This window comes from Variovorax sp. UMC13 (genome assembly GCF_014170375.1).
GTDB lineage: Bacteria > Pseudomonadota > Gammaproteobacteria > Burkholderiales > Burkholderiaceae_C > Variovorax.
Genome location: NZ_LZZW01000024.1, coordinates 137,075 through 153,635 on the forward strand (window position 1 = coordinate 137,075; position 16,561 = coordinate 153,635).

The following is a 16,561-nucleotide window of genomic DNA, read 5'->3' on the forward strand; positions in this document are numbered from 1 at the left end:
CGTCCTCACTCCGGCAGGGCGAGCATCGCCGAGGCATTGCGCACGGCCGCGCGGTAGGTGTCCTTGTGCACGTAGTACGCCATGCGCTCGAGCTGCAGGTACTTGAAGCCGCCCGACAGGTCGGGTGGCGGCCCCTGCACCGCCGCGCGCAGGGTGCAGGCCTTGGGCGAGTCCGCGGCGCGGGCGCGGAACCAGCGCGCCACCAGCTCGGCCTGCTCGTAGCGCCCCTGCCAGCCGATGCCGCTGGCCTCGATCATGCCGAGCACCGCGATGTTCTCGAAGCGCGGCGAGAAGATGTTGAGGTACAGCCGGGGCGCCATGCCCTGCCACTCGAGCAGCTCGCGCTTGATGAAGGGATAGTGCAGCGCATAGCCGGTGGCTGCGAGGATCAGGTCGTAGTCGCGCGCGCTGCCGTCCTTGAAATGCACCGTGCGGCCGGCCAGCCGCGCGACGTCGGCGCGCACGCCGATGTCGCCATGGCCCACGTGGTGCAGCACCAGCGAGTTCACCACCGGATGCGACTCGTACATCCGGTAGTCGGGCTTGGGAAAGCCGAAGCGCACCGGGTCGCCAGTGAACCACTTGAGCACGGTGGCGTCGACCTTCTGCTTGAGCCACGCGGGCAGCGGGCGCTTGCCGCCCAGCGTGTCGGCCGGCTTGCCGAACACGTACTTGGGCACGAAGTAGTAGCCGCGCCGTACCGACAGGTCGACGCTGTGGGCGTAGTGCACCGCATCGACCGCGATGTCGCAGCCCGAGTTGCCGGCGCCCACGATCAGCACGCGCTTGCCCTTGAACAGCTCGGGATGCTTGTAGTCGCTGGTGTGCAGCAGTTCGCCGTCGAAGCGGCCCTCGAACTTCGGCCGCTTGGGTTCGGCCAGTGTGCCATTGGCGATCACCACGCCCTTGTACTCGGCGGTCTCGACCCGGCCGTCGCCCGCGTCCACGCTCACGCGCCAGCGGGTGTCGGGCGCCTCGCTCACGGGTTCGACGTTGAGCACGCGGGTGTTGAAGCGGAAACGCTCGCGCAGCTCGAAGCGGTCGGCGAAGTCGCTGAAGTAGCGCCGCAGCTCGCGGTGGCTGGGGTAGTCGGCCACGCCGTCGGCCATCGGGAACTCGGCGAACTCGGTGGTGCGCTTGCTCGAGATCAGGTGGGCCGAGTGGTAGACCGTGGAGCGCGGATTGTCGATGTCCCAGAGGCCGCCGACGTCGCTGTGGGCTTCGAAGCCCTGGAAGGGCACGCCGTGTTTCTGGAGGTTGCGTGCCCCGGCCAGGCCCGAGGGGCCGGCGCCGATCAGCGCGATCTGTTCATGGGTCGGTTCGGTGGCGGACATCAGGGCGGAGTTTCCTTCGAGAGACCCGGGATGGCGGTGGCGCCGGCCTCGCCCACGCGGGGCTTGCGCGGCTGGGCCCGCAGCAGGCGGTCGTGCAGGGTGTCGGGCAGCAGGTCCAGCGCGCGTGACAGCCAGCCGATGCGGCGCGGCAGCACGATCTGCTCGCGGCCCGCGCGCAGGCCGGCCAGCAGTTGCCGCGCGGCCGTGTCGGCTTCGAGCAAGCCGGGCATTGCGAAGCGGTTGCCGGCCGTGAGCGCGGTGCGGATGTAGCCGGGGCTGACGGTGTGCACCGAGACGCCCGTGCCCCGCAGTTCGGCGCGCAGGCTCTCGAGGTAGCGGATCAGGCCGGCCTTGCTCGCGCAGTAGGCGCCGTTGCCCGGCATGCCGCGCCAGCCCGCGATGCTGGCCACGCCGACCAGCGCGCCGCGCCGCTGCGCGCGCATCGCGGACAAGAAAGGCTGGAAGGTGGCGGCCGCGCCCAGCAGGTTGATCTCCAGCATGCGGCGCAGCACGGCCAGGTCCTCGGCCTGCGCGGTGTCGTAGCCGCCCGCCACTCCGGCATTGGCGATCACCAGCTCGGGCACGCCATGGCGCCCCATCCAGTCGGCGGCCATGGCCTGCATGGCCTCGCCCTGCGACACGTCGGGTGTGTAGGCCGCGCAGCGTTCGGGCGCCAGCGCGGCCAGCGCCGCCAGCCGGCCCGCATCGAGACCGACCAGCGCGACCTGCGCGCCGCTGGCGATCAGCTCACGCGCCAGGGCCTGGCCCAGGCCTCCGCAGGCCCCCGTGAGAACAACGTTGCGAAACGGCGGCGGTGGCGAAGTCACAGGCGGGCGGCGCGGGCGCCGAGTGGCGAAGACCGAATCACTTTAGCCGCGGCGATGCAGTGCAACCCCTGGCATTTCCCCTTGCTGGCGCGTCCCGTCGAAACGAGCGGATCGCGCGGCGCCCGCATGGGACCACGGATGCGCGCATGCGCAAACAAGGCCAGCGTGTTTGCTTATGCTGTGTGGCGCGTGCCGGCGCGCCCGGGCCCGTTCAGGCGCCGGCGATCTTCATCCGGTTGATCAGCAGCGAGCCCGTGGTCTTGGCACCGTAGTTGTAGGTGTCGGCGCCCACGGCCTGGATGCCCATCAGCATGTCCTTGAGGTTGCCGGCGATGGTGATCTCCTGCACCGGGAACGCGATGCGGCCCTTCTCGACCCAGAAGCCGCTGGCGCCGCGCGAGTAGTCGCCGGTCACGTAGTTCACGCCCTGGCCCATGAGTTCGATCACGAACAGGCCGGTGCCCAGCTTGCGCAGCATCTCGTCGAGGTCGTCGCCGGCCTTGGTCAGGCGCGAGCTCAACACCAGGTTGTGCGAGCCGCCGGCGTTGCCGGTGGTCTTCATGCCCAGCTTGCGCGCCGAGTAGGTGCTGAGGAAGTAGCCTTCGAGCCGGCCGGCGTCGACCACCTTGCGCGCCCGGGTGGTCACGCCCTCGTCGTCGAAGGGGGCGCTGCCCTTGCCGCGCAGCAGGTGCGGGTCTTCGGACACGTCGATGTGATCGGGCAGCACCGGCTTGCCCAGCGAATCGACCAGGAAGGTGCTCTTGCGGTAGAGCGCGCCGCCGCTGGTGGCCTGCACCAGGCCGCCCAGCAGGCCGGCCGCGAGTGGCGATTCGAACAGCACCGGGCACTCGGTGGTCTTGATCTTGCGCGACTTCAGGCGCGACAGCGCGCGTTCGGCCGCATAGCGGCCCACGGCCTGCGGGCTGGCCAGTTCGTCGGCCGAGCGCATCGAGCTGTACCAGGCGTCGCGCTGCATGTCGTTGCCCTTGCCAGCGATGGGCGCCACCGAGATCGAGTGGCGCGAGCTGGCATAGCCGCCCCGGAAGCCGTGGGTGTGGGCGCTGAAGAAGTGGCTCTGCTGGGCCGAGACGCCCGCGCCTTCGCTGTTGGTGATGCGCTTGTCGGTCGACAGGGCGGCGGCCTCGCACTCGAGCGCCAGCCTGGCGGCCCCTTCGCTGTCGATGTCCCAGGGGTGGAACAGGTCGAGGTCGGGCTGTTCGCGCACGATGTCGGCCTCGTCGGGCAGGCCGGCGACCGGGTCTTCGGCGGTGAAGCGCGCGATGTCGTAGGCCGCCTGCACCGTCTGCTCGATGGCGGCGCCGGAAAAGTCGGAGGTGCTGGCGTTGCCGCGGCGGTTGCCGACGTAGACGGTGATGCCCAGGGATTTGTCGCGGTTGCGCTCGACGTTCTCGAGTTCGCCCTTGCGCACCGAGACGCTCAGGCCGCAGCCTTCGGAGGCTTCCGCCCCGGCGTTGGTGGCGCCGAGCTTCTTGGCATGGGCCAAGGCCGAGTCGACCAGGTCTTCGAAGAAGGAGCGGCTGTAGGCAAAGCCGGACGCGGGGCGCGTGGAGGATGTCGTCATGTGTTGGCTATGATACTTGTCGCCCCCAGTTTTCTTATCGCGCGGTCCTTTGCGGCCCAGGATTCACGCATGTCCCGCAAACCCAAAAAAGGCTATTTCGTCCGTGGAGAGTTCGTTGCAGAAGGCAGCGAGCTCGATCTTCAGCTCAAACGCGAGCTCAAGGGCACCGACGACGCCAGCAAGACCGACCTCAAGCGTGAAAGCGCCGAGCTGCAGAAGCTCGGCGAAGACCTGCTCGACCTGCGCGCCGGCCTGTTCGACAAGCTCCCGATCGGCGAAAAGCTGCGCGACGCCGTCATCGAGGCCCGCCGTATCACCAATTTCGAAGGCAAGCGCCGCCAGATGCAGTTCATCGGCAAGCTGATGCGCCTGCAGGACGCCGGCGTGCTCGACGCCGTGCGCGCCGCGCTCGACGAGCAGCACCGCGGCCCGGCCGAGGACATCGCCGTGCTGCACGAGGCCGAGCGCTGGCGCGACCAGCTGATCGCAGACGACGACTCCTTGGGCGGCTGGATCGAGACCCACCCCGACACCGACAGCCAGCAGCTGCGCGCCCTGGTGCGCCAGGCCCGCAAGGACCTCAAGGCCGGCAAGCCCGGCGAGGCGCCGCGCCAGGGCAAGGCCTACCGCGAGATCTTCCAGCTGGTGCGCGCCCAGCTGTCCGTCCATGGCGGCGACGACCGCGCCACCGAAGCCGGCGAGGAATCGCAGGCGCGCGACGCATGACCGACAGCACGGCCCTGGCGCCGGTGCGCATCGGCATCGTCTCGGTCAGCGACCGCGCCTCGGGCGGCGTCTACGAGGACAAGGGCCTGCCGGCGCTGAAAGACTGGCTGAGCCGCGCGCTGCGCAACCCGATCGACTTCGAGGCCCGGCTGATCCCCGACGAGCAGGCCGGCATCAGCGCCACGCTGATCGAGCTGGTCGACGCCGGCTGTTCGCTGGTGCTGACCACCGGCGGCACCGGCCCCGCGCTGCGCGACGTCACGCCCGAGGCCACGCTGGCGGTGGCGCACAAGGAAATGCCCGGCTTCGGCGAGCAGATGCGCCAGATCAGCCTGCGCTTCGTGCCGACCGCGATCCTCTCGCGCCAGGTTGCCGTGATCCGTGAGCGCAGCCTGATCCTCAACCTGCCCGGCCAGCCCAAGGCCATCGCCGAGACCCTCGAGGGCCTGAAGAACGCCGACGGCTCGCAGGCCGTGCCCGGCATCTTCGCGGCCGTGCCCTACTGCATCGACCTGATCGGCGGCCCGTACCTGGAAACCGACGACACGGTGTGCAAGGCCTTCCGGCCCAAATCGGCGATCCGGCCCGCGCGCGCGGCCTGAACTGTCTCCAAGGCGCCTGCAAAGGTGTCTTCTCCCCGTACAAATCCCGACGCTGCAGTGCAGCAGCGTGCGGCATAGTCGTTGCTTGTCTGCACACCGGGAGCGCCCCGTCCTGCAGTCTTTCAATCACAGGAGACACCGCATGAAGTTGACCCGACTGGCCGCCGGCCTGGTCCTGGGAATGGGCATGGCCTGCGCCGCGTTCGCACAGTCCACGATGAAGATCAGCATCTCGACGGCACAGAACTCGCACCAGGGCGTGGCGATCGACACCTTCGCCAAGGAAGTCGCGGCCCGCACCAACGGCCGCTACAAGGTCGAGACCTTCTACAACGGCTCGCTGGGCGGCGAGCGCGAGTCGATCGAGGCGGTGCAGCTCGGCACGCAGGAACTGGCCTTCTCGTCGACCGGTCCGGTGCCCAACTTCGTGCCCGAGACCAAGATCCTCGATGTGCCCTTCCTGTTCCGCGACAAGGCGCATGCGCGCGCCGTGCTCGACGGCCCGATCGGCCAGGACCTGCTCGGCAAGTTCGACGCCAAGGGCTTCAAGGCGCTGGCATGGGCCGAGAACGGCTTCCGCCACATGACCAACAGCAAGCGTGACGTGAAGGCGCCCGAGGACCTCAAGGGCCTGAAGATGCGCACCATGGAGAACCCGGTGCACATCGCCGCGTACAAGGGCCTGGGCATCATCACCACGCCGATGGCCTTCCCCGAGGTCTTCACCGCGCTGCAGCAGGGCACGGTCGACGGCCAGGAGAACCCGCTGCCGGTGATCATGTCGGCCAAGTTCTCGCAGGTGCAGAAGCACCTGACGCTGACCGGCCATGTCTACTCGCCCTGCATCTTTGTGATGAACAAGGCCGCCTTCGACAAGCTCGGCGCCGCCGACAAGACCGCCTTCCTCGAAGCCGCCAAGGTGGCCGTCAAGGCCAACCGCGACCGCGTCGACCAGGACGACGCCAACGGCGTGAAGGAACTCCGCGCCCAGGGCATGACCGTGATCGACAACATCGACAAGGCGAAGTTCGTCGCGATGCTGGCACCGGTCAATGCCGACTTCGAGAAGCAGTTCGGCAAGGCCAACCTCGACAAGATTCGCAACGTGCAGTGACGCTCGGGCAGCCGTCCCCTGCGGGGATGGTCGGGGGCCCGCCGCTCGATCGGCGGGCTTTTTTTTGGTTTCTCGAACGGCTTTGAGATGAAAGAAAAATTCCTTGGATTGGAGCGCTGGACGACGACGGCGTCGATGGTGCTCGCCTGCCTGATGCTGGTGGTCGCCTCGGCACTGGGCGTGTTCCAGATCGTCACGCGCTTCGTGCTCGAACAACCCGCCGAATGGAGCGAGATCCTGATCCGGGTGAGCCTGATCTGGATGGTCTTCCTCGGCATTCCCATGGCCTTCCGCCAGGGTGCGATGGTGAGCGTGGACGTGCTCTACCGCTGGAGCCCGCCGCGCTTTCGCCGCGTGCTCGATGCGGTCGTGAGCATCGCCGCCCTGACGCTGATGCTGGTGATCCTCTGGTATGGCTGGGACTACGCGATGCGCGGTCGCGTACAGACCATGGCCGGGCTGGAGAGCCTGTCGATGGTCTGGGCCTACCTCGCGCTGCCGGTCGGCGCCGTCTTTTCCCTGTTCGGCATCGCCGGCAATTTCCTCGACCCGAAGCGGCTCGAGCTGGAGACCGCGCAATGAGCACAGCGACGAACCGGTCCCTCGCAGCGCGGCACGCGCACCCGGCGCCACGCCTGGGGGTGAAATCATGACGCCAGTGATGGTGATGACGATGGTGCTTTGCTTCGCACTGTCGGTTTCGGTGGCGGTGTCCATCGGCCTGGCTTCGGTGGTGGGCATCCAGGTGTCGGGCGCCAACATGCTGATCTCCGCCAAGGAGATCTTCAGCTCGATCAACAAGTTTCCGCTGGCGGCGATCCCCTTCTTCATCCTCGCGGGCAACCTGATGGAGACCGGCGGCATCTCGCGCCGGCTGGTGGAGTTCGCCAAGAGCATCGTGGGCGGCGTGCAGGGCGGCCTGCCGATGACCTGCGTGCTGACCTGCATGATCTTCGCGGCGGTCTCGGGCTCGTCGGTGGCGACCACCTTCGCGATCGGCGCGATCCTGATTCCGGCGCTCATCAAGCACGGCTACCCGACTTCGTATGCGGCGGCCTTGCAGGCCACCAGCGCGGAGCTGGGCGTGATCATTCCGCCGTCGATCCCGATGATCCTCTACGGCGTGAGCGCCGAGGTCTCGATCGGCGAACTGTTCATCGCGGGCTTCGGCCCGGGCATCCTGATCAGCCTCGCACTGATGCTCTTCGTCTGGATCTACTGCAAGTGGAAGGGCTGGGGCAAGAACGACGGCGAAGGCCGCATGCCCTTCGGCCGCGCGCTGTGGCAGGCCGGCTGGGCCCTGCTGATGCCGGTGATCATCCTGGGCGGCATCTACGGCGGCATCTTCACGCCGACCGAAGCCTCGGCCGTGGCGGTGTTCTATGCGCTGGTCGTGGGCGTGGTGATCTACCGCGAAATCAAGCTCACCGACCTCTACGTGATCCTGCGCAAGTCGGTGCTGTCGTCGGCGGTGATCATGTTCATCATCGCCAACGCGGGGCTGTTCGCCTTCCTGATCACGCGCGCCGGCGTGCCCGACGCCATCGGCCACTGGCTGCAGGAAGTGCTCAAGTCGCCGGCCATGTTCCTGCTGGGCGTGAACGCGGCGCTGTTCATCATCGGCATGTTCATCGAGACCAGCGCGGCCATCATCGTGCTGGCGCCGATCCTCGCGCCGGTGGCGGTGCACTTCGGCATCGACCCGGTGCACTTCGGGCTGATCATGGTGGTCAACCTCGCGCTCGGCATGATCACGCCGCCCTTCGGCGTGAACCTGTTCGCGGCCTGCACGGTGGCGCGCATCTCGCTCGACCGCATCGTGAGGCACCTGATCCCCTTCGTGCTGGTGATCCTGGCCTGCCTGATGGTGATCACCTACGTGCCCTGGGTCTCGCTGGCCCTGCGCGACCTGGTCTACGCCAGGTAGTCGCGGCGCAGGTACGCGCTCGGCGGCACGCCGAGCGTGCGCCGAAACATCGCCGTGAAGGCGCTCGGGCTCTCGTAGCCGTGGGCCAGCGCCACCGCCAGGATCGACGCCCCGCCCGCCAGCTTCGGCAGGCTCAGCAGCAGCCGCGCCTGGCGGCACCAGGCGCCGAAGTTCATGCCGGTCTCGCGCTGGAACAGCCGCGCCAGCGTGCGGGGGTTCATGTGCAGCCGCAGCGCCCAGTCGTCGAGCGTGGCGGGCAGCGAAGGATCGCGCACCAGTTCTTCGCACAGCCCGGCCAGGCGCGCATGGCGTGGCATGGGCACGTGCAGCGACAGGGCGGGCGCGGCCTCGATCTCGTCGAGCATCAGTTCCATCACGCGCTCGTCGCGGCCGCCCGGCGCGTAGTCCAGCGGCAGCGCGGCGGCCGTGACGATCAGCGTGCGCAGCAGTTCGCCGACCTCGATCACGCGGCAGTGGCGGCCCAGGTCCGCGCGCATGCCGGGCTCGACGAAGACGGTGCGCATGCGCACCTGGCCCGCCATCCGGATCTGGTGTTCCATGCCGCCCGGCACCCACACGCCGCGCCCCGTGGGCACCACCCAGCTGCCGGCCGCGGCGCTCACCAGCATCACGCCCGAGATGGCATGGATCAGCTGTCCGCGCCGGTGCGTGTGCGGCGGGATGAAGGCGTCGCCGTCGGGATCGGTGGCCAGCACCGCGACGGCACGCGGGGTCGACTCGCCCTCTTCGGGGCGCAGGTTGAGCGGCGGGATCGCTTTGTCCATTTCGCGACGATTCTTGCCGATTCGTAGCGAGATCATCTTTCCATCGCTTTCTACGATGCCTTTTTCCCTCAGGCACACATGAAAGAAGCGATCGAATGAACAAGCGCCGACTCGGGCTGCTCACCGGCACCCATGCCGTCAATGACCTCTACCAGGGCCTGGTGCCCGCGCTGCTGCCCTTCATGGTGCTGGAGCGCGGCTACAGCTACACGGCCGTGAGCGGCCTGATGCTCGCGGCCACCGGCCTGTCGAGCGTGGTGCAGCCGCTGTTCGGCCTCTATGCCGACCGCCATCCGCGCAGCTGGCTGGTGCCCACCGGCTTCCTGGTGGCCGCGCTGGGCCTGGTGTTGGCGGGCCTGAGCCAGAGCTACCTGCTGACCTGGATCGCCATGGTGCTGTGCGGACTGGGCATCGCGGCCTACCATCCGCCGGCCACCGTGGCCGCGCGCGCGGCCGGCGGCGCCTCGCAGAAGGCGATGAGCGTGTTCTCGGTCGGCGGCACCATCGGCGCTTCCTTCGCGCCGGTGCTGGCCGCCACGGTGGTCGGCGGCGGCGGCCTGTCGCGCAGCTACCTGCTGGGCCTGCCCGCGCTGGCGATGGGCATCGTGTGGATGGTCGCCAATGCCGGCCGCGGTGCCGCGTCCGCGGCCAAGGCCGCCGCAGCGCGCCAGGCCGGCAGCCATCTGCTGAAGCCGCACAACGACTGGCGCGCCTTCAGCCTGCTGGTGGCCACCATCGTGGGCTGGTCGATCCCCTATGTCACGGTGCTGTCGATGCTGTCGCTGCGCATCACGCGCGACCTGCACGGCACCAGCTTCCAGGGCGCGGCCGCCCTGACCGGCTTCACGGCCGCGGGCGCGGCGGGCGTGCTGCTGGGCGGCTGGCTCGGCGACCGCATCGGCCGCATGGGCACCATCCGCACCGGCTACCTGCTCGCGCTGCCTTCGCTTGCCGGCCTGGTGCTGGCACCGACGGCCGGCTGGGCCCTGGCCTGCACCGGGCTGCTGGGCATGAGCATGTTCCTGCCCTTCGCGGCGCAGGTCACGCTGGCGCAGGACTACCTGCCGCGCAATCCGGCCACGGCCAGCGGCATCACGCTGGGGCTGGCGCTGTCGGTGGGCGGGCTGGTGTCGCCGCTGTTCGGCATGCTGTCGGATGCGCGCGGCCTCGGCGTCACGCTGACCGCGGTGCTGGGCGTGCTCTGCGTCGCGACCGTGCTGGCGCTGCGCATGCGCAACCGGACGCCGCAAACGATCGCGCCCGAAGCCGCCGCGGCCTGAGGCGACGGGTGCCGCGGGACATTCACGAGGATGTCACCGCGGCGGGCGATGCTGCGCTCCCTGCTCTCCCGAGGCCGTGGCTGCCATGTTCCCCACCAAGACCGACAAGGCGCGCGACGAACTGCATGGCGGGCGGCGCACCCTGAGCCAGCGCGAGCGCGCACTCCTGCTGATGGCCGACGGCCGGCGCACGCTGAGCGACTTCAGCTCGCTGTTCAGCAACCGGGACGAGGCCGCGCAGGCGATCGAGGCGCTGGTGCAGAGGGGCTACCTGCAGGCGCCGGAGGCGCCACCCGTGGCGGTGCCGCTGCCGCCGGCCAACGCGGCCGACACCTTCGACGGCAAGCGCTCGCTGGCCACCACGCGCATGTTCCTGTTCGACATCTGCGAACGCATGTTCGTGCGCCGCGACCCGGCGCTCGCGCAGCAGATCCGCGACGCGCTGCGCGAGGCGCGCGACCGCGAGTCGATGCTGGAGATCGCCGCGCTGATGCTGGCCGAGGTCGAGAAGAGCGCGGGCGCGGAACGCGCCGACTCGCTGCGCGAGCGCATCGACCGGCTGCTGCCGCTCACCGACATCGTTCACTGACCCGCCGCCGGGCCCCGGCGATCCACTACACTCGCGGGGTCAGGAGAGAGCCCCGCGCGACGGGGCCGCCGAAGGCGCAGGGGGTTTCCCCGAACGCTCAGGCAAAAGGACTGACGAGGCGCCGGTGACCACCGGCGTTTCCTTGCTGGAGAGAGGCCGCCGTACCGGAAACGATGCAGCGGCCCACCGAAGGAGCAAACCCCGATCGTGGGGCGAATCTCTCAGGTAAAGCGGACAGCAGGGGTGGCCCGTGGCATTGCGCCATGGATTTCGACTGCCCCTTTGGAGTGCCCCGTGGCTGCTTCCTCCGACATCCAGCTTCTCAAGACGCCCCTGTACGACCTCCACGTCGAACTCGGCGCTCGCATGGTGCCCTTCGCCGGCTATTCGATGCCGGTGCAGTACCCGGCCGGCCTGATGGCCGAACACAAACACACGCGCACCGCCGCCGGCCTGTTCGACATCTCGCACATGGGCCAGCTGCGCCTGGTCGGCCCCGACGCCGCGGCCGCCTTCGAGACCCTGATGCCGGTCGACGTGGTCGACCTGGCGCCGGGCAAGCAGCGCTACGGCCTGCTGCTCGACGACGAGGGCGGCATCCTCGACGACCTGATGTTCTTCAACGAAGGCCACGATTCGCTCTTCGTGATCGTCAACGGCGCCTGCAAGGTGGCCGACATCGCCCACATCCGGCAGCGGATCGGTGCGCGCTGCGCGGTGCAGCCCCTGCCCGAGCACGCGCTGCTCGCCCTGCAGGGCCCGCAGGCCGCGGCCACGCTGGCGCGGCTGTCGCCGGGCATCGAGCGATTCGTGTTCATGACCGGCGGCGCGGTGCAGATCGGCGGCATCGCGGCCTTCGTCACGCGCAGCGGCTACACCGGCGAGGACGGCTTCGAGATCTCGGTGGCCGCCCAGGACGCCGAAGCCCTGGCCCGCCTGCTGCTGGCCCAGCCCGAGGTCCAGCCCATCGGCCTGGGCGCGCGCAACTCGCTGCGGCTCGAGGCCGGCCTGTGCCTCTACGGCAACGACATCGACACCACGACCACACCGGTCGAGGCCTCGCTCAACTGGGCGATCCAGAAGGTGCGCCGCGCGGGCGGTGCGCGTGCCGGCGGCTTCCCGGGTGCCGACCGGATCCTGGCCCAGCTCGCCGCCGCCACGACCGGCGCCGCAGGCCACACCGACCACCACACCTTGAAGCGCAAGCGCGTGGGCCTGGTCGCGCTGGAACGCATTCCGGTGCGCGACGGCACGCTGCTGCAGTCCTTCGAGGGCCACGACATCGGCAGCGTCACCAGCGGCCTGCTCGGCCCCACGGCCGACCGCTGCATCGCCATGGGCTACGTCGCCACCGCCTTTGCCGAGCCCGGCACGCGCGTGCAGGCCATCGTGCGCGGCAAGCCGGTGCCGATGGAAGTCTCGACGCTGCCTTTCGTTCCGACCCGCTACTTCCGCGGCTGAAGCCCGCGGAGCCGGCTAGGCTCTGCACCCCTGAACATTTTTTCCACGAGGAGTCTTTTCACCATGAGCATCAAGTACACCAAGGACCACGAATGGGTCGCGGCCGAAGGCGATGCCGCCACCGTCGGCATCACCGTGCACGCACAGGACGCGCTGGGCGACGTGGTCTTCGTCGACCTGCCCGAGGTCGGCAAGACCTTTGCGCAGGGCGAAGTCGCCGGCGTCGTCGAGTCGGTCAAGGCCGCGGCCGACGTGTTCATGCCCGTGTCGGGCGAGATCACCGAAGTCAACGAAGCGCTGCGCGCCGACCCCTCGCTGGCCAACAGCGACCCGCTGGCCAGCGGCTGGTTCTTCAAGGTCAAGCTCAGCGAACCGGCGCAGCTCGATGCGCTGCTGGAAGCGGCCGACTACGACAAGTTCGCCGCCGAATCCTGATGCGCCGCTGAAAGCGGACATCCGGACGCAGAGGACGCAAAGATTGCGCAGAGGACGCAGAAAAATCCGAAGAGGAATTTGGTATTTCTTTTGCGCCTTCTGCGAAACCTCCGCGTCCTCTGCGTCCTGTACCCGTACCCGTCCCCTCCCGTCTTCCTCCCACCGCCATGCCCTCCACCGCCTTCCCCACCCTGCGCGAACTCGATACCGCCGACGAGTTCATCGCCCGCCACATCGGCATCGAGCCCGCGGACGAGGCGCGCATGCTGCCGGTCATCGGCTCGGCCACGCGGCAGGAGCTGATCGACGGCATCGTGCCCGCGGCCATCCGCCGCTCGAAGCCGATGCGGCTGCCGCCCGCGGCGAGCGAGGCCGATGCGCTGGCGGAGCTGCGCAAGATGGCGGCGAAGAACAAGGTAGCGCGCAACTTCATCGGCCAGGGCTACTACGGCACGCACACGCCCGGCGTGATCCTGCGCAACATCCTCGAGAACCCGGCCTGGTACACGGCCTACACGCCCTACCAGGCCGAGATCTCGCAGGGCCGCATGGAGGCGCTGGTCAACTTCCAGACCCTGGTCTGCGACCTGACCGGCATGGCGATCGCCAACGCCTCGATGCTCGACGAGGCCACCGCGGCGGCCGAGGCCATGACGCTGGCCAAACGCAGCGTCAAGAGCAAGAGCAACATCTTCCTGGTGGCGGGCGACTGCCATCCGCAGACCATCGAGGTGCTGCGCACGCGCGCCGCGCCGCTGGGCATCGAGATCAAGGTCAGCACCGCCTCGGAAACCCTGCCGCACCTGATGGCGAGCTGCGCCTTCTTTGGCGTGCTCGCGCAATACCCGGCCACCACCGGCCAGGTCCACGACCTGCGCCCGCTGGCCGGCCACGCGCATGCCTGCGGCGCGGCGCTGTGCGTCGCGGCCGACCTGCTGGCGCTGACGCTGCTCACGCCCCCAGGCGAATGGGACGCCGACATCGTCTGCGGCACCACCCAGCGCTTCGGCATGCCGATGTGCAACGGCGGCCCGCACGCCGCCTACCTGGCCTGCCGCGACGCCTTCAAGCGCTCGCTGCCGGGCCGGCTGGTGGGCGTGAGCGTCGACGTGCACGGCGCCCCCGCCTACCGGCTCGCGCTGCAGACGCGCGAGCAGCACATCCGGCGCGAGAAGGCCACCTCGAACATCTGCACGGCGCAGGTGCTGCCGGCGGTGGTGGCCAGCATGTACGCGGTCTACCACGGCCCGGCGGGCCTCCTGCGCATCGCGCAGCGCGTGGCCGCGCTCACCGCCGTGCTGGCCGCGGGCCTGGAGCAGATGGGCTTCGAACTGGCCCACGCCACGGCCTTCGACTCGCTCACGGTGAAGAGCGGCGACGACACCTCGGCGATCCTCGAGCGCGCACGCAGCGCGGGCGTGAACCTGCGCCACCGGCTGCAGCAGCACCTGGGCATCTCGCTCGACGAGACCCACACGCGCGCCGACGTCGAGACGCTCTGGGCGCTGTTCGTGCGCACCGGCACGCCGATGCCGCGCTTCGACACGCTGGCCGACACCGCCGAGGTGCGCATTCCGCCCGACCTGCGCCGCACCAGCGCCTTTCTCACGCACCCGGTGTTCAACACCCACAAGAGCGAGACCGCAATGCTGCGCTACATCCGCAGCCTTTCGGACAAGGACCTCGCGCTCGACCGCAGCATGATCCCGCTGGGCAGCTGCACCATGAAGCTCAACGCGACCAGCGAGATGATCCCCATCACCTGGCCCGAGTTCGCCAACATCCATCCCTTCGCGCCCGCCGAGCAGCTGCAGGGCTATGCCGAGCTCGACGAACAGCTGCGCGCCTGGCTCTGCGAGGCCACGGGCTATGCGGGCATCAGCCTGCAGCCCAACGCGGGCTCGCAGGGCGAGTACGCGGGCCTGCTGGCGATCAAGGCCTTCCATGCCTCCAAAGGCCAGGGCGGCCGCAACATCTGCCTGATCCCCTCGTCGGCGCACGGCACCAACCCGGCCAGCGCGCAGATGGTGGGCATGCAGGTGGTGGTGACCGCCTGCGACGCGCAGGGCAACGTCGACCTCGACGACCTCAAGCGCGCCTGCGAGAAGCACAGCGAACACCTGGCGGCGGTGATGATCACCTACCCCAGCACCCACGGCGTGTTCGAGACCCGCGTGAAGGAGCTCTGCGCGCTGGTGCATTCGCACGGCGGGCGGGTCTACGTCGACGGCGCCAACATGAACGCACTGGTAGGCGTGGCCGCGCCGGGCGAGTTCGGCGGCGACGTGAGCCACCTGAACCTGCACAAGACCTTCTGCATCCCGCACGGCGGCGGCGGGCCGGGCGTGGGCCCGGTGTGCGTGGTCGAGGACCTGGTGCCCTTCCTGCCCGGCCATGCGACCGCGGGCATCGGTTCCGAGGGCCCGGGCGCCGTGTCGGCCGCGCCGCTGGGCAATGCCGCGGTGCTGCCGATCAGCTGGATGTACTGCCGCATGATGGGCGCCGAGGGCCTGCAGGCCGCGACCGAGACCGCGATCCTTTCGGCCAACTACATCAGCGCGCGCCTGAAGGACCACTACCCCACGCTCTACGCCAGCCCCAACGGCCATGTGGCGCACGAGTGCATCCTCGACCTGCGCCCGCTCAAGGACAGCAGCGGCGTGACCGCCGAGGACGTGGCCAAGCGCCTGATCGACTACGGCTTCCACGCGCCCACGCTGAGCTTCCCGGTGCCCGGCACGCTGATGGTCGAGCCGACCGAGAGCGAACCGCTGGCCGAGCTCGACCGCTTCGTCGACGCGATGATCGCCATCCGCGGCGAGATCCGCCGCATCGAGGAAGGCGTCTGGCCGCAGGACGACAACCCGCTCAAGCACGCGCCGCACACGGCCGCCAGCCTGATGACGACCGAGTGGGCCCGCCCCTACTCGCGCGAGCTCGGCGCCTACCCGCTGGCCGCGCTGCGCCAGGCCAAGTACTGGTCGCCGATCGGCCGGGTCGACAACGTCTACGGCGACCGCAACCTGTTCTGCAGCTGCCTGCCCGTCGGAGACTACGCCACCACCTGAGCGCCGGCACAATCGATGTTTCCTGCAATCACACGGAGACATCGATGAGTCAAAGCAAGCAGCCACTCGACGGACAGATCGCCTGGGTCACGGGGGGCGGCAGCGGCATCGGCCTGGCCGGCGCCATCGACCTCGCGAAGGCGGGTTGCCGCGTCGTGATCTCCGGGCGCGATGCCGCCAAGCTCGAGGCCGCGGTGGCCGAGGCCGAAGCCAAGGGCGCGCCGCAGGGCCGCATCAGCGCCATGCCGCTCGATGTGGGCGACCGGCCCGCCGTCGACAAGGTCGCGGCCGCCATCGAGGCCGAACACGGCGGCGTCGACATCCTGGTCAACAGCGCGGGCGTCAATTTCCCCAAGCGCTTCTGGAGCGAGACCGACGGCGACACCTTCGCCAAGGTGGTGAACATCAACCTCAACGGCGTCACCTTCTGCACGCTGGCGGTGCTCAAGGGCATGCAGGCGCGGCGCCGCGGCACGGTGATCAACATCGCGTCCTTCGCAGGCTGGCACCAGAGCTTCCTCACCGGCCCGGCCTACGTGGCGAGCAAGGCCGGCCTGATCGCGATGACGCACAACTTCAACATCGAGCAGTGCGTGCACGGCCTGCGCGCCACCTCGGTGTGCCCGGGCGAGGTCGCCACGCCGATCCTCAAGAACCGGCCGGTGGAGCCGAGCGCGGAGGACAAGGCGCTGATGCTGCAGGAAGAAGACCTGGGCCGCACCATCCGCTTCATCGCCGAGATGCCGCCGCACGTGTGCATCAACGAACTCGTGATCGCGCCGGTCCACAACCGGATCTTCATGGGCGGCAGCGAACTGCAGCGGCGCTGAG

Annotated in this window: 15 protein-coding genes and 2 riboswitches; of the genes, 11 read left to right on the plus strand and 4 right to left on the minus strand. The window is 69.3% G+C overall.

Going from position 1 to position 16,561, the window contains the following annotated elements; all coding sequences use genetic code 11:
* Positions 1–5 precede the first annotated feature (5 nt).
* The 3 genes from A9977_RS19985 to pmbA all read right to left on the minus strand — a co-directional run bounded on the left by A9977_RS19985 (position 6) and on the right by pmbA (position 3,743).
* Positions 6–1,334 carry an NAD(P)/FAD-dependent oxidoreductase gene (locus A9977_RS19985; protein WP_183026625.1) on the minus strand — a complete coding sequence of 443 codons (1,329 nt, stop codon included), beginning with the start codon at positions 1,332–1,334 and terminating at the stop codon, positions 6–8.
* On the minus strand, positions 1,334–2,161 hold the full coding sequence (locus tag A9977_RS19990; protein WP_183026626.1) for an SDR family oxidoreductase: 828 nt from the start codon (positions 2,159–2,161) through the stop codon (positions 1,334–1,336). The genes A9977_RS19985 and A9977_RS19990 overlap by 1 nt, the downstream gene beginning before the upstream one ends.
* A gap of 211 nt (positions 2,162–2,372) precedes the next feature.
* Positions 2,373–3,743: a metalloprotease PmbA gene (gene pmbA, locus A9977_RS19995; RefSeq protein ID WP_183026627.1), complete on the minus strand. Its 1,371-nt coding sequence runs from the start codon at positions 3,741–3,743 to the stop codon at positions 2,373–2,375.
* Between the two features lie 69 nt (positions 3,744–3,812).
* Here pmbA and yjgA point away from each other — a divergent pair, with 69 nt between their 5' ends.
* The 5 genes from yjgA (at position 3,813) to A9977_RS20020 (ending at position 8,112) form a co-directional block, all read left to right on the plus strand.
* Positions 3,813–4,469, plus strand: coding sequence for a ribosome biogenesis factor YjgA (yjgA, locus tag A9977_RS20000; protein ID WP_183026628.1), 657 nt, complete (start codon positions 3,813–3,815; stop codon positions 4,467–4,469).
* The gene (mog, locus tag A9977_RS20005; RefSeq protein ID WP_183026629.1) at positions 4,466–5,071 is read left to right on the plus strand and encodes a molybdopterin adenylyltransferase; all 606 of its coding nucleotides are present in this window, start codon (positions 4,466–4,468) and stop codon (positions 5,069–5,071) included. Before yjgA ends, mog begins: the two co-directional genes overlap by 4 nt.
* Positions 5,072–5,213: 142 nt before the next feature.
* Complete coding sequence (locus A9977_RS20010) at positions 5,214–6,185, plus strand: TRAP transporter substrate-binding protein (RefSeq protein WP_183026630.1); 972 nt, start codon at positions 5,214–5,216, stop codon at positions 6,183–6,185.
* Positions 6,186–6,272: 87 nt separating this feature from the next.
* The gene (locus tag A9977_RS20015; protein ID WP_183026631.1) at positions 6,273–6,767 is read left to right on the plus strand and encodes a TRAP transporter small permease; all 495 of its coding nucleotides are present in this window, start codon (positions 6,273–6,275) and stop codon (positions 6,765–6,767) included.
* A gap of 67 nt (positions 6,768–6,834) precedes the next feature.
* Positions 6,835–8,112: a TRAP transporter large permease gene (locus tag A9977_RS20020; RefSeq protein ID WP_183026632.1), complete on the plus strand. Its 1,278-nt coding sequence runs from the start codon at positions 6,835–6,837 to the stop codon at positions 8,110–8,112.
* Here A9977_RS20020 and A9977_RS20025 read toward each other — a convergent pair.
* A complete protein-coding gene (locus tag A9977_RS20025) occupies positions 8,100–8,897 on the minus strand; it encodes a helix-turn-helix domain-containing protein (RefSeq protein ID WP_183026633.1) in 798 nt (265 codons plus the stop codon). The genes A9977_RS20020 and A9977_RS20025 overlap by 13 nt on opposite strands.
* A gap of 95 nt (positions 8,898–8,992) precedes the next feature.
* Between A9977_RS20025 and A9977_RS20030 the strand changes: the two genes are divergently transcribed.
* The 6 genes from A9977_RS20030 to A9977_RS20055 all read left to right on the plus strand — a co-directional run bounded on the left by A9977_RS20030 (position 8,993) and on the right by A9977_RS20055 (position 16,560).
* Entirely contained in the window at positions 8,993–10,177 is a 1,185-nt protein-coding gene (locus tag A9977_RS20030; RefSeq protein WP_183026634.1) for an MFS transporter, read from the plus strand.
* Positions 10,178–10,262: 85 nt separating this feature from the next.
* Entirely contained in the window at positions 10,263–10,766 is a 504-nt protein-coding gene (locus A9977_RS20035) for a hypothetical protein (RefSeq protein ID WP_183026635.1), read from the plus strand.
* Between the two features lie 38 nt (positions 10,767–10,804).
* Positions 10,805–10,881: riboswitch (glycine riboswitch) on the plus strand.
* 20 nt (positions 10,882–10,901) lie between these two features.
* Positions 10,902–11,014: riboswitch (glycine riboswitch) on the plus strand.
* 118 nt (positions 11,015–11,132) lie between these two features.
* On the plus strand, positions 11,133–12,227 hold the full coding sequence (gene gcvT, locus A9977_RS20040; RefSeq protein ID WP_405054694.1) for a glycine cleavage system aminomethyltransferase GcvT: 1,095 nt from the start codon (positions 11,133–11,135) through the stop codon (positions 12,225–12,227).
* Between the two features lie 63 nt (positions 12,228–12,290).
* Positions 12,291–12,662 carry a glycine cleavage system protein GcvH gene (gcvH, locus tag A9977_RS20045; protein ID WP_183026637.1) on the plus strand — a complete coding sequence of 124 codons (372 nt, stop codon included), beginning with the start codon at positions 12,291–12,293 and terminating at the stop codon, positions 12,660–12,662.
* A 167-nt stretch (positions 12,663–12,829) separates the two neighbouring features.
* Positions 12,830–15,730: an aminomethyl-transferring glycine dehydrogenase gene (gcvP, locus tag A9977_RS20050; RefSeq protein ID WP_183026638.1), complete on the plus strand. Its 2,901-nt coding sequence runs from the start codon at positions 12,830–12,832 to the stop codon at positions 15,728–15,730.
* A 44-nt stretch (positions 15,731–15,774) separates the two neighbouring features.
* Complete coding sequence (locus A9977_RS20055; RefSeq protein WP_183026639.1) at positions 15,775–16,560, plus strand: SDR family oxidoreductase; 786 nt, start codon at positions 15,775–15,777, stop codon at positions 16,558–16,560.
* Position 16,561: the final 1 nt, after the last annotated feature.

Bases quoted from the DNA above. Each gene is read 5' to 3' on its own strand.
- A9977_RS19985 (WP_183026625.1), bottom strand. From the start codon at position 1,334: ATGTCCGCCACCGAACCGACCCATGAACAGATCGCGCTGATCGGCGCC.
- pmbA (WP_183026627.1), bottom strand. From the start codon at position 3,743: ATGACGACATCCTCCACGCGCCCCGCGTCCGGCTTTGCCTACAGCCGC.
- yjgA (WP_183026628.1), top strand. From the start codon at position 3,813: ATGTCCCGCAAACCCAAAAAAGGCTATTTCGTCCGTGGAGAGTTCGTT.
- mog (WP_183026629.1), top strand. From the start codon at position 4,466: ATGACCGACAGCACGGCCCTGGCGCCGGTGCGCATCGGCATCGTCTCG.
- A9977_RS20010 (WP_183026630.1), top strand. From the start codon at position 5,214: ATGAAGTTGACCCGACTGGCCGCCGGCCTGGTCCTGGGAATGGGCATG.
- A9977_RS20015 (WP_183026631.1), top strand. From the start codon at position 6,273: ATGAAAGAAAAATTCCTTGGATTGGAGCGCTGGACGACGACGGCGTCG.
- A9977_RS20020 (WP_183026632.1), top strand. From the start codon at position 6,835: ATGACGCCAGTGATGGTGATGACGATGGTGCTTTGCTTCGCACTGTCG.
- A9977_RS20025 (WP_183026633.1), bottom strand. From the start codon at position 8,897: ATGGACAAAGCGATCCCGCCGCTCAACCTGCGCCCCGAAGAGGGCGAG.
- A9977_RS20030 (WP_183026634.1), top strand. From the start codon at position 8,993: ATGAACAAGCGCCGACTCGGGCTGCTCACCGGCACCCATGCCGTCAAT.
- A9977_RS20035 (WP_183026635.1), top strand. From the start codon at position 10,263: ATGTTCCCCACCAAGACCGACAAGGCGCGCGACGAACTGCATGGCGGG.
- gcvT (WP_405054694.1), top strand. From the start codon at position 11,133: ATGGTGCCCTTCGCCGGCTATTCGATGCCGGTGCAGTACCCGGCCGGC.
- gcvH (WP_183026637.1), top strand. From the start codon at position 12,291: ATGAGCATCAAGTACACCAAGGACCACGAATGGGTCGCGGCCGAAGGC.
- gcvP (WP_183026638.1), top strand. From the start codon at position 12,830: ATGCCCTCCACCGCCTTCCCCACCCTGCGCGAACTCGATACCGCCGAC.
- A9977_RS20055 (WP_183026639.1), top strand. From the start codon at position 15,775: ATGAGTCAAAGCAAGCAGCCACTCGACGGACAGATCGCCTGGGTCACG.